Annotated in this window: 21 protein-coding genes; 15 read left to right on the forward strand and 6 right to left on the reverse strand. The window is 56.9% G+C overall.

What is annotated here, in order from left to right; all coding sequences use genetic code 11:
* Window positions 1-384: 384 nt before the first annotated feature.
* The 6 genes from AC0IM9_RS11375 to AC0IM9_RS11400 all read left to right on the forward strand — a co-directional run bounded on the left by AC0IM9_RS11375 (window position 385) and on the right by AC0IM9_RS11400 (window position 7,217).
* Window positions 385-1,413, forward strand: a complete 1,029-nt coding sequence (locus AC0IM9_RS11375; RefSeq protein ID WP_482804071.1) for an HlyD family secretion protein — start codon at window positions 385-387, stop codon at window positions 1,411-1,413.
* The gene (locus tag AC0IM9_RS11380; protein ID WP_482804072.1) at window positions 1,410-3,173 is read left to right on the forward strand and encodes an ATP-binding cassette domain-containing protein; all 1,764 of its coding nucleotides are present in this window, start codon (window positions 1,410-1,412) and stop codon (window positions 3,171-3,173) included. The genes AC0IM9_RS11375 and AC0IM9_RS11380 overlap by 4 nt, the downstream gene beginning before the upstream one ends.
* Window positions 3,170-4,291 (forward strand): ABC transporter permease, encoded by a 1,122-nt coding sequence (locus AC0IM9_RS11385; RefSeq protein ID WP_482804073.1) that lies wholly within the window; start codon window positions 3,170-3,172, stop codon window positions 4,289-4,291. Before AC0IM9_RS11380 ends, AC0IM9_RS11385 begins: the two co-directional genes overlap by 4 nt.
* Window positions 4,292-4,294: 3 nt before the next feature.
* A complete protein-coding gene (locus AC0IM9_RS11390) occupies window positions 4,295-5,407 on the forward strand; it encodes an ABC transporter permease (RefSeq protein ID WP_482804074.1) in 1,113 nt (370 codons plus the stop codon).
* 604 nt (window positions 5,408-6,011) lie between these two features.
* Window positions 6,012-6,638 carry a LuxR C-terminal-related transcriptional regulator gene (locus tag AC0IM9_RS11395; protein WP_482804075.1) on the forward strand — a complete coding sequence of 209 codons (627 nt, stop codon included), beginning with the start codon at window positions 6,012-6,014 and terminating at the stop codon, window positions 6,636-6,638.
* 54 nt (window positions 6,639-6,692) lie between these two features.
* Window positions 6,693-7,217: a PepSY domain-containing protein gene (locus AC0IM9_RS11400; RefSeq protein ID WP_278212781.1), complete on the forward strand. Its 525-nt coding sequence runs from the start codon at window positions 6,693-6,695 to the stop codon at window positions 7,215-7,217.
* 121 nt (window positions 7,218-7,338) lie between these two features.
* Here the strand turns inward: AC0IM9_RS11400 and AC0IM9_RS11405 are convergent, their stop codons facing one another.
* The 3 genes from AC0IM9_RS11405 to AC0IM9_RS11415 form a co-directional block, all read right to left on the reverse strand.
* A complete protein-coding gene (locus AC0IM9_RS11405) occupies window positions 7,339-8,211 on the reverse strand; it encodes an autotransporter outer membrane beta-barrel domain-containing protein (protein WP_482804076.1) in 873 nt (290 codons plus the stop codon).
* Between the two features lie 85 nt (window positions 8,212-8,296).
* On the reverse strand, window positions 8,297-8,929 hold the full coding sequence (locus tag AC0IM9_RS11410) for a hypothetical protein (protein ID WP_482804077.1): 633 nt from the start codon (window positions 8,927-8,929) through the stop codon (window positions 8,297-8,299).
* On the reverse strand, window positions 8,910-9,539 hold the full coding sequence (locus AC0IM9_RS11415) for an autotransporter-associated beta strand repeat-containing protein (protein ID WP_482804078.1): 630 nt from the start codon (window positions 9,537-9,539) through the stop codon (window positions 8,910-8,912). The genes AC0IM9_RS11410 and AC0IM9_RS11415 overlap by 20 nt, the downstream gene beginning before the upstream one ends.
* Window positions 9,540-9,923: 384 nt before the next feature.
* On the opposite strand from AC0IM9_RS11415, the gene nifB reads away from it, so the two are divergent.
* The 7 genes from nifB (at window position 9,924) to AC0IM9_RS11450 (ending at window position 15,010) form a co-directional block, all read left to right on the forward strand.
* Entirely contained in the window at window positions 9,924-11,417 is a 1,494-nt protein-coding gene (gene nifB, locus AC0IM9_RS11420) for a nitrogenase cofactor biosynthesis protein NifB (RefSeq protein ID WP_140913106.1), read from the forward strand.
* 93 nt (window positions 11,418-11,510) lie between these two features.
* Window positions 11,511-11,795: a 4Fe-4S dicluster domain-containing protein gene (locus AC0IM9_RS11425; protein ID WP_140913107.1), complete on the forward strand. Its 285-nt coding sequence runs from the start codon at window positions 11,511-11,513 to the stop codon at window positions 11,793-11,795.
* Between the two features lie 5 nt (window positions 11,796-11,800).
* Complete coding sequence (locus AC0IM9_RS11430; RefSeq protein WP_140913108.1) at window positions 11,801-12,226, forward strand: ArsC/Spx/MgsR family protein; 426 nt, start codon at window positions 11,801-11,803, stop codon at window positions 12,224-12,226.
* Window positions 12,223-13,503 carry an FprA family A-type flavoprotein gene (locus AC0IM9_RS11435; RefSeq protein ID WP_140913109.1) on the forward strand — a complete coding sequence of 427 codons (1,281 nt, stop codon included), beginning with the start codon at window positions 12,223-12,225 and terminating at the stop codon, window positions 13,501-13,503. Before AC0IM9_RS11430 ends, AC0IM9_RS11435 begins: the two co-directional genes overlap by 4 nt.
* Before the next feature lie 204 nt (window positions 13,504-13,707).
* The gene (locus tag AC0IM9_RS11440; RefSeq protein ID WP_054763155.1) at window positions 13,708-13,995 is read left to right on the forward strand and encodes a 2Fe-2S iron-sulfur cluster-binding protein; all 288 of its coding nucleotides are present in this window, start codon (window positions 13,708-13,710) and stop codon (window positions 13,993-13,995) included.
* Between the two features lie 20 nt (window positions 13,996-14,015).
* Entirely contained in the window at window positions 14,016-14,366 is a 351-nt protein-coding gene (locus AC0IM9_RS11445) for a 2Fe-2S iron-sulfur cluster-binding protein (RefSeq protein WP_140913110.1), read from the forward strand.
* A gap of 41 nt (window positions 14,367-14,407) precedes the next feature.
* Window positions 14,408-15,010 carry a nitrogen fixation protein NifQ gene (locus tag AC0IM9_RS11450; protein WP_482804079.1) on the forward strand — a complete coding sequence of 201 codons (603 nt, stop codon included), beginning with the start codon at window positions 14,408-14,410 and terminating at the stop codon, window positions 15,008-15,010.
* A 455-nt stretch (window positions 15,011-15,465) separates the two neighbouring features.
* Here AC0IM9_RS11450 and AC0IM9_RS11455 read toward each other — a convergent pair whose 3' ends face one another.
* Window positions 15,466-17,904, reverse strand: coding sequence for a TonB-dependent receptor (locus AC0IM9_RS11455; protein WP_482804080.1), 2,439 nt, complete (start codon window positions 17,902-17,904; stop codon window positions 15,466-15,468).
* Between the two features lie 702 nt (window positions 17,905-18,606).
* Between AC0IM9_RS11455 and AC0IM9_RS11460 the strand changes: the two genes are divergently transcribed.
* Both AC0IM9_RS11460 and AC0IM9_RS11465 read left to right on the forward strand, forming a co-directional pair.
* Window positions 18,607-19,095 (forward strand): TlpA family protein disulfide reductase, encoded by a 489-nt coding sequence (locus AC0IM9_RS11460; RefSeq protein ID WP_445372771.1) that lies wholly within the window; start codon window positions 18,607-18,609, stop codon window positions 19,093-19,095.
* Window positions 19,096-19,580: 485 nt separating this feature from the next.
* Window positions 19,581-20,906 carry a cyclic di-GMP phosphodiesterase gene (locus AC0IM9_RS11465; protein WP_482804081.1) on the forward strand — a complete coding sequence of 442 codons (1,326 nt, stop codon included), beginning with the start codon at window positions 19,581-19,583 and terminating at the stop codon, window positions 20,904-20,906.
* A gap of 131 nt (window positions 20,907-21,037) precedes the next feature.
* Here the strand turns inward: AC0IM9_RS11465 and AC0IM9_RS11470 are convergent, their stop codons facing one another.
* Together AC0IM9_RS11470 and AC0IM9_RS11475 are read right to left on the reverse strand one after the other, a co-directional pair.
* Window positions 21,038-21,313 (reverse strand): cupin domain-containing protein, encoded by a 276-nt coding sequence (locus AC0IM9_RS11470; protein ID WP_140913116.1) that lies wholly within the window; start codon window positions 21,311-21,313, stop codon window positions 21,038-21,040.
* 62 nt (window positions 21,314-21,375) lie between these two features.
* Window positions 21,376-22,833, reverse strand: a complete 1,458-nt coding sequence (locus AC0IM9_RS11475) for a GumC family protein (protein ID WP_482804082.1) — start codon at window positions 22,831-22,833, stop codon at window positions 21,376-21,378.
* Window positions 22,834-22,864 lie beyond the last annotated feature (31 nt).

The following is a 22,864-nucleotide window of genomic DNA, read 5'->3' on the forward strand; positions in this document are numbered from 1 at the left end:
ATCAGGGTCCGAAGGCCTATCAAGTACCTTCATCAAGAGACCGAATATATGGCTGCAATCTTGATCTCTGTTGGAAACATCAATTTTGATAACACTTGGCTTGCAATTGGGGAGGAGTCCATATATGTGCTGAACAGAGTGAAGCGCATCTTTCGCGATTGGTGCTGGTCTTAAACTCACAACACCCTGCCTGCTTTGGGCTGATCAATGCCGGACAAAACCAAAGTGCGGCTTTCCGGCTCCAGGTTATTCGCAGCGGACCAACGGATCTTTTGCGCAATCGGTCCCAACGGGGCTCGCCACAAGCACCCCATCCAGCGTCTTAACCTGTACTCGGCCATTGGCTATACTGCAGGCTTCGGGACAACAGGCGGGTAGCGGAGCGTGGAGACGAAACGAAGGTTGGCGATTATCGGTGGGTTAATCGCGGTTGGCGCAGTCGGCCTGGGCTGGCAGGGACGCCGAAACGGCAACGATCCGGATGTGTTGCTGCTGCACGGCAATATCGATATCCGCCAGGTCGAGTTGAGTTTTCGCGACCCGGAGCGGATCGAGCGGGTCGAGGTGCAGGAGGGCGAGCGGGTGGAACGCGGCCAGTTGTTGGCGACGCAAGCGCTGGAACGTTTTCAATATGCCAAGGATCAGGCGGCGGCGACGTTGGCCGTGCGCCAACACCAGCTCGACAAGTTGTTGCACGGCTCCCGGCCGCAGGAAATTCGCAAAGCCGGTAACGATGTCAAAGCCGCCGAAGCCGCCGTGGTGCTGGCGGAAAAAGAGCTGGCCCGCTTGAAAACCCTGGTGGCGCGCAAACTCAGTTCCGTAGAGTCGGTGGATCGTGCCAAGGCCCAATACGATTCGGCGCGGGAGAGTCTGCACGCCTTGCAGCAACAATACGCACTGGCCGAGATCGGACCGCGGCGCGAGGACATCCGGGCGGCGCAGGCCCAGGTCGAGGCCGACCGCGCCGCGCTGCAACTGGCGGAAAAATCCTGGACCGACGCCCACCTTTACGCACCGCAGACCGGCGTCGTCCAAAACCGCATCCTGGAACCGGGCGACATGGCCGGCCCGCAGACGCCGGTGCTGACCCTGGCCCTGCCGGAGCCGCTGTGGGCCAGGACCTATCTGGCCGAAACCGATCTGGGCAAGGTTCGCCCCGGCGCGCCGGCCAGCGTCTACAGCGACAGCTTTCCCGGTAAGGCTTATCCCGGCTGGGTGGGCTATATCTCGCCGACCGCCGAATTCACTCCCAAAAGCGTCGAAACCAGCGAACTGCGCACCAGCCTGGTCTACCAGATCCGGGTATTCGTCTGCGATAGCCAGGACCAGTTGCGTTTGGGGATGCCGGTCAGCGTGACGATCGATACCCGGCAGCAAGCGTTGGCGCAACCCGGCTGCGGCCCACGGCCGTGAACCAATCCGCTAGTGCCTGCGCGCTGCGCTTTGCCGCGGTAAGCAAGTCGTTTGCCGATACCGGCCCGGCCTTGCGCGACATCGACCTGGCCTTGCCGGTCGGCGGCATCACGGCGCTGGTCGGACCCGACGGCGCCGGCAAAACCACGTTGCTACGTTTGGCTGCCGGTTTGCTGCTGCCCGACCGCGGCCGCATCGAAAGCTTTGGTTTGGATAGCATCACGGCCGGCGGCCAGTTGCACAGTCTGATCGGCTACATGCCGCAGCGCTTCGGCCTCTATGAAGACCTCAGCGTGCAGGAGAACCTGCAACTGTATGCCGATCTGTACGGCATTGCGCAAACCGAGCGCCAAAGCCGCTTCGCCGATTTGATGCGGATGACCAATCTGGCCAAGTTCGGCGAGCGACTGGCCGGCCGCTTGTCCGGCGGGATGAAGCAAAAGCTGGGCTTGGCCTGCACTTTATTGAACCGGCCGCGGCTGCTGCTACTGGACGAACCGTCGGTCGGCGTCGATCCGCTGTCGCGCCGCGAGTTGTGGCAGATCATCGCCACGCTGGTGGCAGAATTCGGCACCACGGTATTGCTCAGCACCGCTTACATGGACGAAGCCGAACGCTGCCAGCGGGTGGTGTTGCTGGATCGCGGCGAAATCCTGCACCAGGACGCGCCGGCCGCATTCCACGCACTGGCTAGCGATTGCAGTTTCCTGTTGTCCAGCCCCCGCACCTCGAACCGGGCCTTGCAACAACGCTTGGCGGCGCACCCCGACGTGGTCGACAGCGTCGTGCAAAGTGGCGCGGTACGCACCGTGGTCAGGCCGGGTAGCCGGCCGGATTGGTCCAAGTTGTTTCCGGGCGCCGAAACCGTGGTCAGCCAGCCGGTGGCGCCGCGTTTGGAGGATGCCTTTATTTTGTTGCTGACCCGGCGCCGCAGCAGCGTAGCGGATGCGGAGACGGTTTGTTTCAACCCTCACGGCGCAGGCGCCAAACTCGACGGCAAGCAGGCTCCTGTGATCGAGGTCGATCAGGTCGACCGCTGGTTCGGCCGGTTCCAGGCCGTGAAAAAACTGTCGTTTCAGGTCGGCCGCGGCGAAATCTTCGGCTTGTTGGGTGCCAACGGCGCCGGCAAGACCACGACCTTTCGCATGCTATGCGGCCTGCTGCCGGCCAGCAACGGCACCTTGCAGGTGGCCGGGCTGGATTTGCGCCGTGCCGCCTCGCAAGCCCGAGCCCGGCTGGGCTACATGTCGCAAAAATTCTCGCTGTACGGCCAATTGTCGGTCCGGCAGAACCTGGAGTTTTTCAGCCAGGCCTACGGCCTGCATCAAGGCTGGCGCCGGGAGCGGATCGATTGGGCGGTGCGCCAGTTCGGCTTGCAAGCCTTTCTGGAGCATAACAGCGCCGATCTGCCCCTGGGCTACAAGCAGCGCTTGGCGTTGGCCTGCGCGTTGATGCACGAGCCGGAAATCTTGTTTCTGGACGAACCCACTTCCGGCATCGACCCGCTGGCGCGGCGCGAATTTTGGGCCAGGATCAATCAATTGGCGGCCCAGGGCGTGACGATTCTGGTTACGACCCATTTCATGGAAGAAGCCGAATATTGCGACCGCTTGCTGATCATGCGCGAAGGCGACATTCTCGCGGCCGGCACGCCGGCCGAGATCAAACAGCGCAGCCAGGCCGGCGGCGCAGAGCCGGTAACGACGATGGAAGACGCCTTTATCCGGCTGGTCGAAGCCGGCGGCGAGGCCGGCGGATGAGCGGTTTCGGTTTGCGTTTGCGCGGTTTGATGCGCAAGGAGTTCCTGCAAGTTTGGCGCGATCCCAGCAGTCTGGCGATTGCGTTCGCGATGCCGGTGTTCCTGCTGTTGCTGTTCGGTTACGGCGTCTCGCTCGACGCCAAACAGGTGCCGATCGGTTTGGTCATCGAGCAAACCTCGCCGGCCGCGCGCGAATTTGCCGGCGGCTTCGCGCAGTCCGACTATTTCGCGCCGCGCTATTTCGCCAATCTGCGTGAGGCGGAAGCGGCTTTGCTGGCGCGGCAGATCAACGGCATCGTCCATCTGCAAAACGATTTCGCCCGGCGTTTGCAGACCAACGCGCCGGCGCCGATTCAAGTTATTCTGAACGGCGTCGACGCCAACACCGCCAGGCTGGTGTCCGGTTACGTGCAGGGCGTGTGGGACAAATGGCTGGGCGCCGATGCCGAAGCCAACGGCCGGACGGTAAACCGGCCGGTGCAGATGGAAGCGCGGATCTGGTTCAATAGCGCGTTGCGCAGCCGCAATTTTCTGGTGCCGGGCTTGATCGCCGTGATCATGACCCTGATCGGCGCCTTGTTGACCGCATTGGTGGTGGCGCGGGAATGGGAGCGCGGCACGATGGAAGCGTTGATTTCGACGCCGGTGACGGTGCGCGAGGTGCTGCTGGGCAAACTGTTGCCGTATTACCTGTTGGGCATGGGCGGCATGTTGTTGTCGATCGGCATGGCGGTGTTTTTGTTTCAGGTGCCGCTGGCCGGCTCGCTGTGGGTTTTGCTGCTGGCCGGTACCTTGTTTTTGCTGGCGGCGTTGGGCATGGGCCTGTTGATTTCGATTGCCGCCAAAAACCAGTTCGTCGCCGGCCAGATCGCGATTATCGTCACCTTTCTGCCGGCGTTTATCCTGTCCGGCTTTATATTCAATATCGACAGTATGCCGCCGGCGGTGCAAATGATCACGCATCTGGTTGCGGCGCGCTATTTCGTGGCAATTTTGCAGACCGTGTTCCTGGCCGGCGACGTCTGGGAGGTGATTCTGCCCAATGCCCTGGCCTTGTTGGTGATGGCCGCGGCCTTTCTGGCCCTGGCCCTGTGGCGCGCGCCGCGCCGCTTGGAGTAAACCATGTGGTGGCGGGTTTATGCCTTGTTGGCCAAAGAATTTTTGAATTTGCTGCGCGACAAGAAAAGCCGCTTCGTGCTGATCGTGCCGCCGTTGGTGCAATTGTTCGTGCTCAGCTACGCCGCCACCTTCGATCTGAACCAGATGCCGATTGCGATTTACAACGAAGACAGCGGACAAGTGGCGCGGGATTTGATCGCCCGCTTTACCGGCGCGCCGGCCTTCCGCGAAGAGCTGCGGATTACCCGGCAGGAGCAGATCGCCGCCGCGCTGGACAGCAAGCGGGTGTTGCTGGTGTTGCACATCGGCCGTAATTTCAGCCGCGATCTGCTCGGCGGGCACCAGCCGGCCAGTCTGCAAGTGTTGCTGGATGGGCGCGATTCGAATACCGCGCAGATTGCCCAGGGTTATCTGCGTTCGGTATTGAGCCGGTTCAACAATGACTGGGCGGCCGGCCGCGGCCAGGCCGGGCCGCCGGCGGAACTGATCGTGCGGGCCTGGTTCAACCCCAATCTGGAAAGCCGCTGGTTCATTGTGCCGGGCATCGTCGGCCTGCTGACTCTGGTGGTGACGATGACGGTCTCGGCCTTGTCGGTGGCGCGCGAGCGGGAGCAGGGCACCTTCGACCAACTGCTGGTCACGCCGTTTACCCCGACCGAAATTCTGCTGGGCAAGGCGATACCGGGCCTGATCATCGGCGTGCTGGAGGCCTCGCTCAGTATCTTTTTTGCCGTGTTCTGGTTCCAGGTGCCGTTGCTGGGCAGCCTGCCGGCGCTGTATCTGGGGATCGTGTTGTACGTGTTTTCGGTGATCGGCGTCGGCCTGATGATTTCGTCGCTGTCGCTGACCCAGCAACAGGGCCTGCTCGGCGGTTTTCTGGTGATCGTGCCCGGCGTGATTTTGTCCGGCTACGCCACGCCGATCGAAAACATGCCCGAGCTGGTGCAGCATTTCACCCTGATCAATCCGCTGCGCTATTTTCTGGTCATCATCCGTGGCGTGTTTCTGCAAGGCTTGCAGACCGCCGACTTGCTTGACCAATACTGGCCGCTGGCGATCATCGGCCTGTTCTGTCTGAGCTGCGCCGGCTGGTTGTTTCGCAAGCGCTTGTATTGAGCTGCGCCGGAGAGGGTAAACGCTACTACCGTTCGCGTTGCGCTGGTCTCAGCGCAAGCAGTCTTTTGCCGGGCGCACGGGAAAAACTCCCGAACTCGGTCAAGAACGCATTGATTCTGGAATTCGGGAGGATTTCCTGAGCGATGGAGTAAGACAATGGATTCGCGTCGTATCTGCGACCAATTCGGCCAGTTTGGATATCGAATCAACTCCCGTTTGATGCCGGCCCTAGCGGATTGGGGGACTCGCCGGCAGCCAAGGTGTGCCCGGCGCAGGGTGTAATTAGGCGCCGCGTAGAGGCTGCGAAAACGTCCGCTGCAAATATTGAATTTAGTTTTCGGAAACCGGTCGGCTAATGTCGAGTGGACTGGAGCGGCATGGATGTCGCCACGCAAGGATGCGTTTTTTATCGGCCTGCGGCCGCTAAACTTTCTGAAATCGGACCGGCCTCGACGCTTCGTCCGCCTTACGGAAGCCAACTCCCGCCAATTGCACGTTAATATCGGCCGATAAGCCGTTCCGCTGCCAATTCATCGGCATAACGCATACAATTTCCGCTGGTCTAGAACCTGAATTTGTCCCTCTTTCTCGTCAAGGAGATGCCGTGCCCATCCGTTTGTTGATGGTACAGTCCGCGTTATTTGACTATCCGATCGATGCCGGCGTGTTAGCCGAGCTTGGCGTGCAACTGGCGTTTGCGCCTTGTGCCGATTTGAGCCAAAGTGACACGCGCGGTTGCTTGCAAGCAGATGTGGTAGCGTTTGCCGACCGGGCGGGGCTTGGTGTCGAACAACAAGTGGCTGAGATGCGCAAACTGGCTCCCGATTGTCGGGCATTGATCGTGTCGGGTGTTAGCGGCAGCCGGGCCTTGGCCTACCTGCAGGCTGGCGTGGTTGGAGTCGCCGATTTCGGTACGGATACGCAACGTCTGGCCGAAATAGCCCATCGAGTTCAGGGCGGGGCCTATTATCTGGACCCGGATATCGCCCAAGTCTTGGCGATCCGCCACGTCAAGCGCTTGTTGGAGCCGTTCAACGCATTGAGCTCGCGCGAGTTCGACGTGTTTTGCATGTTGGCCGAGGGATTTGCCTTGCAAGACATCGCCGAGCAGTTGGGCATCAGTTCCAAGACCGTTTCCAACTGTCAGACCTCGTTGAAGCTGAAACTTGGCTTGGACGGTCGGGACGCGATGAAAAAATTTGCCCAAAGCCATGGCTTGATCTCGGGTTGAAGGGTATGATTCCCGTCGTTCGGGAATTTTTCCTTTTTTTATGTGAGGTGAGTTATGAAGAAGATATCGGTAAAAACCGCGGTAATGGTCGGTTTGGGTTTGTTGTCGCTGGGTGCGGTGGCGGCCGATCAGGGTTTGGAAAGCTGTATCCAGGCGGTGAAAAAAGAAAAATCCGGCGACTTGGTCAAGTTGGAGAAGTTGAACGTGGCCGGCAAGGGTGTTTACGAACTGGAACTACGCGACGGCAACCGTCAGGAATGGGAATTCATGTGCGACGCCGATAGCGGCAAATTGACCGAGCGGGAATCGGAAGTCGCCGATCCGAATAGTCAGGCCTTCAAAAAGAGCGTCAAGGTTACTGAAGAAGACGCCGCGGCGACCGCATTGAAAGCCAATCCCGGCACCATAGAAGAAGTCGAATATGAGATCGAGGAAAACGGCGCCGCGTCTTATGAATTCGATATCGTCAACGACAAAGGCGTCGAAACCAAGATAGAAGTCGATGCCGCCAGCGGCAAGATCATCGAGACTGCCACCGAGGAATGGGAAATCGGCGAGGAGGCCGACGAACGGCGTTAAGCAATAATCTCCCCGATTGCGACAGCCCTGTTGCAATCGCTTCCTCTCTTCAGCTACCAGGGGGCGGAGGGGGTTTTCTAAACAAATCTCCTCTCCACTCTGCTTATTTCCGGCCCCGACATCAGAACTCGAACCTTACCCCGGCATTGATGGCGTGGCGCGAGGTGTTCTCCAGGCCCAAGGTCGTATCGTACTGCACGAAGGCCGAGCCGCCGTAGGGCAGCTGCGCGGAAACCGCCGCCCTGACGTTCAAATAATCCTGGTCGACCACGTAGGACGCAGTGGTGAATTTGACGTTGGGCTGGTCGGCAAAGCCGGTTTTCATGCTGGGCAACTTATCTATCCATTGCCGCTCGTATTCGACGTTGATTTGCGACACCAGCACCCCGAACGGCAGGCTGAAGCTGCGCATGACGGCGCCGCCGACCGCGCTGGTCAGCGAATCGTATTGCTGGTCGTCGATAATCAGGTTCATGCCCAAATTGGCGCCGTGTTCCTTCCGTCCGGCGATGGACATACGCGCGTATTCGCCGCGGGCGCGCAAACCGAAGGTCCACTCGCCGACCGGCAAATCGTAGCCGCTGGACAGGCTGAACTGCTGTTGCCAGCCGTCGGTTTTGCTTTTTGCGGTTTCATTGACGGCATTGCCGTTGGCGTCGGTATAGGCCGTGGTGCGGTTGGTATGGTATTGGTTGTAAGTCAGGTTGCCGACGGCATCGATATACCAGTTGTCGGTCAGATTCAACGAGCTGAATAGCGATGCGGTATAGCCGCCGATGGACTGGTCGCCGCCGTTGTTGGCGACCTCGGCGTAAGTGTTGCCGTAACCGATTGAGGTACCCAATAAAAACCGCTGGCTGAAGCGGTAGTCGGCGCCGGCCGTGACGCCGTAAAGCGCCGAGCGGTAGCCGCGCTGCACCAGTGTCGAGCTGCGGTCCGCCCATTCGAACTGGCCGTTGAGGAAAAAACCCAGGTTCTTGAACGACGACAACAAATCGGGCGGGCTGTCCCGGTCGCTTTGTAGATTGATCGACAGCGCGCCGGAACTGGGCGTGGCGCCGGGCGCCTGGCCGGAGCGGTCAGCGCTTGCCGGTGCGCCGCTGCCTGCGGGAGAGGGACCGGACGTAGGCGCCGCTGCCGGTGACCGGGCCGTTCAACACCAGGTTGTTGCCATTGGCGCCTAGCGTACCCTGGTTGACCAACTGGCCGCCGACACTGCCGTTGCCTTGCAGCGCGGCGGTCGCGGCGACCACGACATTGCCGCTGTTGATCAAGGTGGATTGGTTATCCAATTGGAAATTGCCGGTCAACAGCAGGTTGGTCGAAGTGCCGCCGTTGCCGTCGATGATAAATTTGCCGGGTCCGAGCATGGAACCGCCGGACAAGGTTGTCGAAGACACTCTCAATTCGCCCGGTCCGGATAAGGTGCCGCCGGTCTGAATGTACTGGTCGACTTCGGTGACGGCCGCCGCGAAAGTGACGTGGCCGTCGTTAATCACCAGGGTTTGACCCAATATCGCCGGCGTCGATGAGGCGAAATTGACTTTGCCGCCATTGATTGTCGTGGTGCCGCTGACGGTGTGGCCGGCGTTGATATTGGTGGTGTCGACGTTTTCGGCGCCGCTAAAAGTCGCATTGGTCGCGGTTAGCGCTGCGTTCAGGGTGTTGGTACCGCCGCTGGTGATCTGGTTGCTATCGCCGCTGAAGGTCAAATTGGTGGTGGCGATTGTCGCGCCGGTCGCGAACTGGTTGGTGCCGCCGAAATTCCAAGGCGCCGGCGTCGGTATAACTGCCGGTAAGCGTGTGGTTGCCGCTGCCGTTGAAAATCAAGGTCCCGGCGTTGACCTGGATCGTGCCGGTGTAGCTGTTGTCGCCACTGAGGGTTACCGTGCCGGCGGTGGTTTTGTTGATGCCGACGTTACCCGCCAGCGCGGTCTCGATCGAACCGGATTGCAGATTGTAGGTCGTGTTCGAGGTTAAAACCCCGCTACCGCTGACCGTGCCGGACCGCAAATCGAATGCGCTGTTCGAAGTCAAAGTCCCGCTACCTTGCAGTACGGCGCTGGCGGAAGCCAGGGTGAATTTTTGGACGGTGGCGGCAACATCCAGATCCAGGTTGTTGTCCGTATTCAGCAGCGCGTCGTCGGCATTGCCCGGCACGGCCGCGCAGCTCCAGTTACCGGGGGTGGACCAGACCGAGTCGCCGCCCTCCCAGGTACAGACCGCGGCAAGGGCCGGCCCCGGCAAGGACAGAAACGCTACGCCCAACCGGACCGAAAATCCTAAAACGCCCATCGCGGCGGGAGAACGAAACCTGTTCATAAGCGTTGGCCCAGCTCCATATTAAGGTCGTAGACGCGTTATCCGTTGGCCAGCAGCGCAGCCCTATTCACCGGGGAGGCGAATGTTGATTTATGTGAAGTCTATCACACGGATTGTGGCGCCACACTCAAAATAAGTAGGGTTTTCGTCGCGAACTTGCCGCGTTGGGCCAGGCTATATCCGACCGCAAATCCCAATGGTTTCCGAAATTTCGACAATTCGACGCGATGGTTTGTGCTCTTACAAACATCGGCATGTGATATTTGCGACAAGTTGAAGGTTGCTTGATTTGAAAAATCCAATAAATCATATGGTTACGATCGAAAAATAACTGGCATGGCCTGTGCTATCTCTCTTGCAACCCATTTAAGCGAGGTGAAGATCATGGAATTGCCAGTTTTGAACGAAACTCCAGCGGCCAGCGGCGGCGGCTGCTCCTCCCACTCCTGCGGCTCATCGGACGACCAATTAGGCCACTTGTCCGACGAGATCCGGGCCAAAGTGGAAAACCATCCGTGCTATTCGGAAGACGCCCACCACTATTTCGCCCGGATGCACGTCGCGGTGGCGCCGGCCTGTAACATCCAATGCCATTATTGCAACCGCAAATACGATTGTTCCAACGAATCGCGTCCGGGTGTGGTATCGGAGTTGCTGACTCCCGATCAAGCCGTGAAAAAAACCATGGCGGTGGCAGCCAACATTCCGCAAATGACCGTACTCGGCATCGCCGGCCCCGGCGACCCGCTGGCCAATCCGGAACGCACCTTCGAAACCTTCCGCCGGCTGAGTGCCGAAGCGCCGGACATCAAACTGTGCGTTTCCACCAACGGTCTGGCCTTGCCGGAATCGGTCGAGGAATTGTCCAAACACAACATCGACCACGTGACGATCACGATCAACTGCGTCGATCCGGAAATCGGCGCTCAAATCTATCCGTGGATTTTCTGGGAGAACAAGCGGATCAAGGGCGTCAAAGGCGCGAAAATTCTGATCGAGCAGCAGCAAAAAGGCCTGGAAATGCTGACGGCCCGCGGCATTCTGGTCAAAGTCAACTCGGTGATGATTCCCGGCGTCAACGATAAACACTTGGCTGAAGTCAGCAAAATCGTCAAAGCCAAGGGCGCTTTCCTGCACAACGTGATGCCGCTGATCGCCGAAGCCGAACACGGCACTTTCTACGGCGTGATGGGCCAACGCGGCCCGACTCAGGACGAGTTGATGGATCTGCAAGACGCCTGCTCAGGCGACATGAACATGATGCGCCACTGCCGCCAATGCCGGGCTGACGCGGTCGGTTTGCTGGGCGAAGACCGCGGCGACGAGTTCACGATGGACAAGATCGAGGCGATGGAAATCGATTACCAATCGGCGATGGAAAAACGCAAAGTCATCCACGAAGCGATTGCCGAGGAAATGCATAGCAAGCGCGCCGCCAAAGCTGAAAAAGCCGCCGGCCATGCCGACGAGCCCAAGCTCAATACTCGTCCGGTGTTGATGGCCATCGCCACCAGCGGCCAGGGCGTGATCAACCAGCACTTCGGCCATGCCAAAGAGTTCCTGATCTACGAAGCCTCGCCGGACGGTGTGCGCTTCATGAGCCACCGCAAAACCGATTTGTACTGCAGCGGTGACGACACTTGCGGCGACGGTGAGAGCGTGTTGCAGCGTACGATCCGGGCCCTGGAAGGCTGCGAAGTGGTGCTGTGCTCCAAAATCGGCTACGAGCCCTGGGACATGCTGGAACAAGCCGGTATCCAACCCAACGGCGAGCACGCGATGGAACCGATCGAGGATGCGGTGATGGCGGTTTACAAAGAGTTGGCCGCCGCCGGCAAGTTGGACGAGAGCGCTACCGAAGAGCGGGCAACCGCTTAATAAACCTCGGCCGGGTTAGCGTTAACGCGCGACCCGGCCATCGAATCCAATGCCGGGTTACGGCCGTAACCCGGCCTGCATAGGACGAACGTCATGGCTCTACAAATCATTGAATCCTGTGTCAACTGTTACGCCTGCGAGCCTTTGTGCCCGAGCAAGGCGATTTTCATGTCCAGCAAAGCCGGACATTTTCGGATCAATCCGAACAAATGCACCGAATGCGAAGGCGATTACCAGGACACCCAATGCGCCAGCATCTGCCCGATCGAGGGTGCGATCCTGGATGCAAACGGTTTGGCGATCAATCCGCCCGGTTCGTTGACCGGCATTCCACCGGAGAGAATGGCCGAGGTGATGGCGGAACTCCAAGCCCACTGACGGCTATGGCTACCGTCCATTTTTACGAGAAGCCGGGCTGTTTGAATAACACCCGGCAAAAGCAGCTATTGAGCGCAGCCGGCCATTTGCTGGTGGTCTACGACTTGTTGCAGCAGCCCTGGGCCAAGCAGCAGGTCAAGCTGCGTTCGTTTTTCGGCGACAAGCCGGTCGCGGAATGGTTTAACCGCAGCGCGCCGGCGATCAAGCAGGGACTGATCGACCCGGCAACACTCGACGAACAGCAGGCGATTGCGTTGATGGTGGAACAACCCTTGTTGATCCGGCGGCCGTTGATGGAATCCGGTCTGCGGCGGGTGTCCGGCTTCGACGAAGCCGAAGTCGATGCCTGGCTGGGATTGAAATCGGCGCCCAGCGGCAGAGACCTGGAGACCTGCCCGCGCCAGGCCCGCGCCGAGGCGTACGGGCCATGAAGGGCGTCAAGCTGGAAAGCGACGACGGCACACCGATTGCCGTGCCGCTGTCCGAGCGGGTGTATTGGGTCGGTGCCTTCGATCCCAATCTGCGCATCTTCGACATCATTTTAAAAACCGCCAACGGCACCAGCTACAACGCCTACGTCATCCGCGGCAGCGAAGGCGTCGCGGTAATCGACACGGTCAAGGAAGGCTTCGCCGGTGATTTTTTTGCCCGGCTGGAAAGCGTCGCCGACTACAGCGAAATCAAAGTCATCGTCCTCAACCATCTGGAACCGGATCATACCGGGGCGCTGCCGGAACTGATGCGGCGGGCGCCGCAGGCGCAATTGTTCATTTCCCAAAAAGCCCAAACCATGCTGAAAGGCCTGCTGAAGCAGGACGCGTTGAGCTTTACGCCGGTGGTGACCGGCGATTCGGTATCGTTGGGCGACCGCCGGCTGGAGTTTTTGCACACGCCGTATCTGCATTGGCCCGATACCCAGTGCACCTATTCCCCGGAAGAAAAGATGCTGTTTTCCGGCGACGTGTTCGGTTGCCATTTCTGCGACAAGCGTCTGTTCAACGACAGCGTCGGCGATTTCCGCTTCTCGTTCGAATATTACTACGCCCACATCATGCGGCCGTTCAAGGAGTACGTGGTGCGGGCGCTGGAATTGATCGAGCCGTTGCCGCTGACGCTGATCGCGCCGACCCACGGCCCGATTCTGCGCGACCGGCCGCAGCATTACATCCAGCGCTACCGGCAACTGTCCAGCCCGGCCTTGCACAACGAACTCAGCCCCAACCAGAAAACCCTGCTGATTTTTTACATCAGTTCCTACGGCAACACCCGGCGCATGGCCGAGGCGATTTACCAGGGAGCGATGCAGGTCGAGGATGTGCGGGTGTCGCTGTACGACCTGGAAGGCGGCGAGGTCGGGCCCTTCGTCGATCTGATTGAGGAAGCGGACGGCCTGGTGTTGGGCACGCCGACCATCAACGGCGACGCGGTCAAGCCGATCTGGGACTTGTTGTCGTCGCTGGCGGTGGTGAATTTAAAGAACAAACTGGGCGGCGTGTTCGGTTCCTACGGCTGGACCGGCGAGGGCGTGCGTCTGGTCGAGGACCGCTTGCGCGGCCTGAAATTGCGGGTGCCGATTCCGGGCTTGCGGGTGAAATTGATCCCGACCGACGACGAAATCCTGGAATGCACGGCCTTTGGCTTGGAACTGGCGCAGGAGTTGACCGGCGCCCGCTTATCGAAAGTGATTAATTTTGCGGATCTGGCCTGAGCCGGATGCGTGTTCAACAGTTTTAGACATACGTCACGCGTTGAGCCGGTGCAGTAGGCCGGCTAAGCCGATCCCAGGACGGATAGGCGAACCCCGCCGGCTTTCGAGCGGGCGGGAATCGGGAATCTTTGCGGATTCCAAAACGGCAGTCCTCAGATTGGAGGTTGCCGAGATGACACTTAAACAGCGTAAGGAGTTTTTTCAATGGCCAAAGCGACCATTACATTCGAAGACATCAATGTCACCGTCACCGTACCCGCCGGCACTCGCATCATCGAAGTGTCCGAGAAGGTCGGTTCCGGCATTACCTACGGTTGCCGAGAGGGCGATTGCGGCACCTGCATCATGAAAGTGACGTCGGGCTGGAATCATCTGACCGAACCCTCGGTATTGGAAGACAAAATTCTGCGGGAAAACATGGCCGGCAAGCACAACCGTCTGGCCTGTCAGGCGCAGGTGCTGGGCGGCGAAATTTCCGTCAAACCGGTGTAAGCCGTTCAAGGAGACAACACATGGCATTAGTCACATTTTCAAGCCCGGAATACCGGGATAAAACCGTTTACGCCGTCGCCGGCAGCCACACCCAAACCGTGTTGAAGCTGGCGCTGGAGAACAAGATCCCCATCCACTTCGAATGCGAAGACGGGGAATGCGGTACCTGTCTGGTCAAAGTCACCAGTATCGACAAGAAAAACCAACGCATGGGCGGCCCGCTGACCGAGAAAGAAAAAGCGGTGCTGAAACAGCTCGGCAAGGTCACCGGCGAAGAGCTGGAGAAAATGATCGTCGACGATCTGCCCTGCGAATGGCGGCTGGCCTGCCAGATGATCGTCAGGGACGAAGACATCCGCGTTGAGTATTAGTCCGTTCCATCCCTAAACGCCGGAGGACCGAAATGAATTGCATGCCTGCTCTAGAACCGACCCAAACCATTCCGAGTCTAGCGGTTACGCCAAAGTCACGGCAGCAAATTCAGCAGGAACTCGCGGCGTGCGCCGGCCGGTCGCCCAACAGCGTCTGGCTGGCGCAAATCATCGCCAGTTGGGCGGTGGGAGAGGGCGCCTTGCCGGATCGGCTGGGTTTGGCGCCGGAGCAATTCGTCGCGTTGCTGGCCAGCCATTTTCCCGGGTACGCATTGGCCGAGTCCGCTGTGTCGGGCCTTACGCTGGATTACAGCCGGATGCTGGAAAAGCAGGATCTGGAAACGCTATTGCGCCAATTCGCCGCGCAACCGGGCACCGATACCGAATGGCTGATCGCGCTGATCGTCGCCGCCTGCCTGGGCAGCGATCATTTATGGCAGGACTTGGGTTTGTGGTCGCGCGCCGATCTGTCGGCGATGCTGGCCCACAACTTTCCTGAGCTAGTGGCACGCAACAGCAAAGATATGAAATGGAAGAAATTTTTGTACAAACAGCTCTGCGAAGCCGAGGGTTTGTACGTTTGCCGGGCGCCGTCCTGCGAAGTCTGCAAGGACTATCAGCAGTGTTTTGGGCCGGAGGATTGAGGGGAGAGGCGCTGGTGGGTTTGGGCTTCAGAACCGTCAGACAAATCAAAAATGCTAATAGCAGACTTAGGGTGCGTTGAGTTTACGTACCGCACCAAGTGCGAACGACGTGGTGCGCATTGTTTACCGGATCTACGGTCCCGCAATGAGAGGGTTAGCGCGCTGCTTAACTGCCAAGCGACCGAATTGCTCCAACGTTTGGGGCATGGTGAATTACCTCTGTATCGTGTAGTAGGCTGAGTAGAGCAACGCGAAACCCAGCAGGTGACTTGAATAATCAAGTTTCGTTGTATCCGAAAGGTTTTTTTGAAACCCAAAACTATCGGCTTGCAAGCAGGGTTTCATTGTCACTTAACGTTGCCCAATCCTTGCCACTACCGGAAAACCGTAAATATAGGCGGCAGAGCCAAACTTCGGTTTTCCGGCGTGGATTCGCCAATGCCAATACGCGCAGATCAGAAACTTATTGCACCTTCGATGAAGAACGTCCGTTGCGGATAAGGATGGAAGACATAGGCGGTTTTGTCGGTCAAGTTGTTGATACCGAAAGACACCCGGCTTTTTGCCGGTTTACCCAATAGGTCGTATTTGAAGCGGTAGCTGGTTTTGAAATCCAGGAAGAAAAAACCGTCCTGGGAACCGAAGACATTGTTCACGTTATCGTTGTTGTCGATGTCGTTAAACGAATCGCTGGTATATCTGCCGGCCATCGATAAGTCCCAGGCCTCGTTGACGTGATAGGTCGTCAACGCGTTGAAGCGCCATTCGGGCAGGCGGATACGCTGTTTGCCGGTAAGGTTGAAACTGGTAGGTGTAGAGCTGAAGGCCTCCTGAAAGCTGACATCGGGGCCGCCGTCTTCGACAATCGCGTTCATCCAGGTGGCATTGAAGTTAAAGTCAAACTTGGAGCCCAACACCCGCTCTTGATCGTAGATTAACTCCACACCAGTGGTGCTGGTGGCAGGAATGTTCTGGAATGCACTTTCCGTGATAACGCCACTCGCAGTGCGGACTTGCTGGATCGTATTGCGAATGTCGTCCCTGAACACGTTAACTCTTACGTAGCCGGAGTCGAGCCCGTATTCGATCATGAAATTGTGATGCCAGCCGTCTTCCGGCTTCAGGCTGGCGTTAGCGGTCGTAATGTTGTTATTGTTGACAAGGTTTTGGTACATCTCCGCAATAACTGGAAAGCGGTAGGCTCTGCCGAACGAGTAACGGAATTTCCAGGGGCCGGGTTCGAAACCGAGCGATGCCTTCGGCGAAATCGCATCGTCGCTGCGGTCCGGTAGCGGTGTGTTGGAACCTACGCCGCTGGAAGCGAGCCACCATTCGTAGCGAGCGCCCAAGGTCAAATCCCAGTCCGGTGCAAAATGGTAAGCGAACTGGCCGAAAAATGCGTTGGTGGTCACTTCGCCTTGATTGCGTCGGTTAACGGTCTCCGAGCCGACCCGGTTGTCGTTGTAACTGTTGAAGGAAAATTGCTTGAAGTTCAAGTTGTAGTTGTCGAAATGGTAACCGGTCAGAAACTCCAACGGCTTCCAGCCGAACAGTTCTCTCGTACTTAGTTTTAAATCGTAGTTTTTCCAGTTGAAATCATCGAATACCTGCAGTTGGCCGGTGTCCTGATTGCGTGGGTCGTTAGGAGAGAAGAAGGCTGATCGGCGTTCGTCCTTGATTACGTCGAGGTAGCTGAATGTGGTATCGATATCCCATCTTTCGGATATGGCGCCTTTCAATTGCATACCGAGCTGCATGGTCTGACGTTCGTCCTCGGAAGGGCCAAAGCCGCGATTGATGACGTTGAATGCGCGGCCGTCAAAGACGGCGTCTCGCGAATTATTGTTATTGTCGCCGTAGTAACCGGCGCCGTTGTGGTTAGTTAAATAGTTCCGCGGCGATTCACTTTTACGAGTACGTTCTTCAAACGCGCCGGTGAAAATGGCTTGCAGATCCGGGGTGATGTCATAGCCTAATTTCAGCTTTACGAGATCGGTATTGACCAGTTCGGGGCCGGTATCGCCGTAAATGTAGCTGGGCGTACCTCGAGTATCCAATACCGGAACCGCTCCGGTGACCGAAATTGGTGAGCCCACCGGAGTACGTAGACCGCTATTATCGATGAAATAGCTCATCGGTTGGCTTTCGGCTTCCAGGCGGTTATAAGACAACAACGCAGACCACTTGTCCAAACGATTGCCGTAAGAGAAATACTGCCGGTTGCCGTCGAAGGTACCATTGTCGGCGCCTATATTCTCCCAGGGCTGCACGAAATAGCTGGTCTCGGCATAGTATTCCTCTTTCATCGGCATATGGGTTTTGATATTTACCACCCCTCCGATCGAGTTGCCGCTGTATTCGGCCGAGAACGGGCCGTATACCACGTCTACTGCATCGATTTCGTTAGGGCCGACCATGGACCAACGTGGGGCGCCGTTAAACGAGGCCTGCAATTGGTTGTGCAAGGGTAAGCCGTCTGCGTAAACCATGTTTCTCGCGGTCGAGAACATGTCGGCGCCGCGGATGCCGAGCACGCCATTTGGATCGCCGATGTAGCGTTGCCGGATTTGCAGGCTCGGCTGATATTTGACTGCCTCTTCGGTGGTTTGGGCGTTCTGCCGTTCGATGTCGGCCCGTTTCAATCGCGTCGACGGAGAGGTGAAGTGAGAATCCTTGGCTACGGCTTCAGTGACCACCATCTCTTCCATGACATCAATGTTGTCAGCCACTTTGTCCGACGAGACTTGGGTTTTCTTGGCTGGTTTAGCCTGAGTTGGGTCGTCCGCTTCTTTTACGCTTTGATTTGGATTGCTCTTGTTCTGGGTGTTATCCGCGGCGGCATTGCCGGCGAATAGCGCTAACAAAATCGCGGTAGATAAAGGACTTCTTGGCAAGTAAGAGTATGGAACGTAACTAAATGAGTATTTTCGATTCTTCACGCGTAATCTCTGTTGTTGTTATGTATGTTTCATTTACCAGCGATTCCGCCGACAAACGTTGTCGAACTCATAAGAGCATTGAACTTCAGCTTGAGGCTGCGGGCTTCAGCCAGCCTTTATCTACCAAGAGGTGCCAGACCTGTCCGATGCGATGCGCGTCGCCAATTGATGAGCGGTGCTGTCGCGTAAGCAGGATTCGAGCCAAACAATAATATATTGATTTTATTGAATAAATTTCGTGATAAGTTAAAAAACTATGTTAAATAACTTATTCAACTGCGTGATATGCATGGTTTGGTGTGATTTCTTTGCTTGTTACGGTTTATGGAGTCGCGATTGACGACACTTTCGAGTGCCTTCAGCGCTACGCCCAGTGAGGCATTAATGCTTATTCCTGGAGAATTGCCGGAGGTGAGTTCCGCGAGCTCGACTTATAATTAATCTATGTTAAATAATGTAATTCTGTGTAAGGAAATCTTTACAAATGACGGGATAGTGTTTGAGTGATTTTTACGCGGCAGGTCTCCGAACTAAACTGGATGTCGGTCGCCCTGGATATAGAGGTAAAATGGGTCGGGGTGAGCGTTAGAGCAAGCGAATCAGTTCGAGTCGGGGGACGCCTGATTCAATCGATTCATTTTCCAGGGGAAACAATTAATGACAATTAGGCAAATCGTTTTTACATTTGCGTTAGTGCTGGGCCACATTGCGTATGCGCCGGCCGATCAAACACCGATAAAACCCTTCATCCCCGGCAGTTACCAGCAAATTCTGGCGGCGAATGCCGGCAAGCCGCTGATGCTGGCGATCTGGTCGGTGGATTGCCCGTCGTGCCTGAGGGACATGGCGGCCATCAATCAATTGCACGACAAACACCCGGCGTTGAAGATCGTGATGCTGGCGGCCGACGAGGGGGATGCCTTGCCCGAGATTCAGCGGATCGTCGACACTCATAAGCTTGGCAGTATGGAAAATTGGGCTTTTAGCGGGGACAATTCGGAAAAATTGCGCTATGAGATCGATCCGGCTTGGTATGGAGAGTTGCCGAGGACTTATTTCTTTGATGCAGGACACCAGCGCTACGGTAAAAGCGGGGCGATGACGCTCGAAGAATTCGAGGCTCAGCTCGCCAAGATGAAAATCTGAAACAAGTTGCCGCCGTGTTTCGGCTTTGCTTAACCCACTAACGATTCAGTCGGCCCTATTTCTATTGGCGTTCCGTTTTAGCTGTCGAAGCTTGGCGACGCCATTCGCTCGGCTCTGTGCCATCGTGGGCAACAGGTAACGGTATGGTTTCGGCTTTCGTGCGGCGGGTCTGAAGCAACCAAACTCAAATCCTACCGGTTCAAGGCCAGGGGAATGCCAGGTGGATTGCGGGCCAAGCAACCGCAGCCCTCCATTCGGCTAGTCGGGCCGTCTGTCCGCTGATAAATTATGTTACTTTTATGTCGTGGCCGGTTATGCCGGTACGATAGGTTTCCATCTCGGAAACGAGAGCTAGCGCACGGCGGAAAACTTGGGTAACGCTGGACATACCGGTATTATCCGGCCCAATTCGGCTGGCGCCAGATGACGGCGATTTCGCCTTGGTCAGGAAAGCGCATTCCATCTTCTTCGGTAAATCGAATCACATGCCTATAACAAATTGGTGGCCGTTCCGTCGCAACAAGAAAAAAACGGTACAGAGCACTGTCAACGTTTACGACGTTAACCAGCGGGTTTATACGCCGGTGGCTCAGCTCAAGCTGGGCATGTATGTGATCGAATTGGACCGGCCCTGGCTGGACAGTCCGTTTTTGTTTCAGGGTTTCGAATTGCAAACCGATGACGATATTCGCAAGGTGCGCGAGGTTTGCGAGTACGTGTATATCGACGTCACCAAGAGCCGTAAAAAAGTAGTCGAGTACAAAGGTGGGCAAGAAAATCTATCCTTAGACAGCATCGCCGATTTCCCGCCGCCACCGCCGAAATTGAGCGTGTTCGAAAAGGAAATCGAACGGGCCGAATCGGTTTACCAGGAGATGGGGGAGCTGGTTTCCGATTTTATGGAGCGTATCGCTCGCGGCGAGGGCGTCGATACTAAGGCCGCCAAGGCTGCCGTGGCCGAATGCGTGAACAGTATTTTGCATTCGCCGGATGCTTTTCTTTGGCTAAGCCAGCTGAAAAACCGGGACGAATATACCGCTCAACATAGTTTGAACGTCTGCGCTTTGTCCATTGTGTTGGGCCGGCACCTGAACTTTTCGGTGTCCAACCTGAATTTGGTAGGCTTGTGCGGCATGATGCACGATATGGGCAAGATGTTGATTCCGCTTGAGATTTTAAACAAGCCCGGCAAGTTGGATGAGGATGAAATGGAAATTATGCGTTCGCATACCTCGCTGGGTCACGAGTTGTTGAAATCGAGCTCGGATATGTATTTGGGCGCGATCGAAACGGCTTTAACCCATCACGAAACCCTGGACGGTAAAGGTTATCCGCGGCGGATCAAAGACAAAGGCATTTCGTTGTTTACCCGGATGGTGACGATTGTCGATATGTACGATGCAATGACCAGCGACCGTGTCTATCAAAAGGGCCGGACTCATCTGGAGGCCACCAGCATCATGTCGAATTTGAGCGGCAGCCAGTTGGACGGTCGGCTGGTCGTCAAATTTATCGAAGCCTTGGGGGTTTATCCGCCGGGCAGTCTGGTGCAGATGACCAATGGCGCAATTGCGATTGTGGTCGAAGTCAACGAGCTGGCGCGCCTGAGGCCTAAGGTCATCATTTTGCTCGATTCGGAAGGGCAGCCGGTCGAAGAAGGAGTGGTCAATTTGGCCGAAATGGTACTCGACAAGCGCGGCAATGTGCTGACTATAAAAGGGATCGTTCGGCCGCAGGATTACGGTATCGACATCAGTAAATATTATCGGCAGGGCGTTTTGCAAAAGGGGTTTGCCCAAAGCCGAGCTTAAAATCGCCGAAACCGGCCCAAGCCTTATCCTGACTGGGTCGGCTTTTCGGCCACAAATTACCCAGGCGGGTTCGGCAATCAAAAAAGGCATCCGCAGATGCCTTTTCGATCAGTGCCAGCCTGCGGCAACAATCAATCGTAGTGGTAATGTTTGCGTAGCGGTTTGACGACTTCCCAATGGCTGTCGAGGCCGGCGTGAAACATGACCAAATCGCCCGGCAGAATGCGGACCGGCTCGCCGCCGGTCGGCGTGACGATGATTTCACCCTCCAGCACGTAGGCGGTTTCGGTCTCGTCGAAATCGATGGTGAAGGTAGAGATTTCTTTTTCCCAGATCGGCCAGCTTGCTACACCCAGTTCCTGCAAACGCTCTTCGCTGGGGTTGTGCTCTACGGTAATGAGGCTCATGAATTTCCTTTTGGCTTGAGTTTAACAAAAGCCGGATTCTAGCATTGATGCTGCGGTAGCGCCTAGGAATGGGACGGATCGTCGGGTAGAGGTTTCGGATCGTCCCAGCGCCTTAGTTTTTTGACTTGGTCGAACTCCACGTGGGGCGGGGCCGGATGGTCTGTCAGTTGAGGGTCGGCTTGGTGGTAGATTTGGTATTCGGTGACGCTGTTGATAGTCGCCAGCATCGGTTCCCTGTTCAGGTAATCGCGCAGCCAGACGACCAATAACGCCAGCATCAGACTGGCGGCAGCGGCGATTGCCGCTTCCGCCGTGTAGTCTGGCCTGATCGGGGTTTCCGGTAACGAGGCCCAGTCGACCACATCCAGCTGCGGATTACTTTGCCGCTGTTTTACTTCGATTTCGACCAGTCGTTGCCGAGTCTGCCTTTGCAGCTCTTCCAGTTTGGCCAGCTGTTCCAACATTGCCTGATGTTGGGCAAAACGGTCGGTGTAAGCGGCTGCCTGTTGTTTATGCCGTTCCAGTTCCTGGCGCAGATTTTTCACAGCGGCTTGGGCCGCATTGTAATTATTCTCCGCCTCCTGTTCGGCGAAGCGGCTGGCCGATTGCTCCTTCTCGGCGATTTTTCGTTCCAGTTCGGCCAGTTGGATTTTAACCGTACGTAGCGTCGGGTGAAAATCGATGTATTCGTCGGTGTATTGGCTGCGTTGGCGCTCCAGCGCTGCGCGTAAGGTTTCTGCTTGCGCCGTCAATACTGCCAGGGTTTGCGAATCGGTATCGGTCACCACGGCTTTGCCGGTCGCTAAAGCATCGCGGATCGCTTCGAGTCTGGCCTTGGCCTTGACTTCCTCTTCCTGGGCGTTGTTCAACGCGCCGTTTAGTCCTTGCAACCGGGCGTGGGCTTCGTTATCCGGGCTTTGCAGCGAAACGATGTCGTGTTCGCGGCGGAAGGTTTCAACGCTCCGGCGCTGGTCTTGTACTTGCCGGTCCAGGCGCATCAGTTCGGCGTTGATGTCGACCGTGGCTTTATCGCTGATTTCGGCAATATATTCGCTGCGGATTTGTTGGTAGGCCCTAATCCAGGTATTTAAGGCTTTTTGCAAAAAATGCGGTTCGTGGCCCTCGGCGCTGAGTTGTACCAGATTGGTATCCGCGATCGGGCTGACCTGAAATAAGGTTTTTAGTTGGTTGACCCCGATATGCGGGGAATTCTCCGTGCTATTCAGTACTGCCACGGTTTGATCAAGCACGTTTTGCCCCAGCAGTACCTGTTTTTGGATATTGACGTGTTCCAGATCCGCTACGGCGTGGGTTTGGTCTATATCGCTCGCCGCCGTGGTCAATACCAGCGCCTGGCTTTGATAGACGGCAGGTTGCAGAAACACATAGGATTCGGTCGCGGCTAAAGCCGGCAGCAGGACCAGAAAAAACAGGTGTCTGCGGCGCAAACGTTTCGGTGCCGGCTCGGGGCTGTAAAATTCGTCGGCGTCGACTTGGAAATCGTTGTGATTCAACAGCATAACGATTCTCTCCGGGAAAATGGCCGATCTG

It is taken from the genome of Methylomonas sp. Uni0011 (assembly GCF_056850255.1).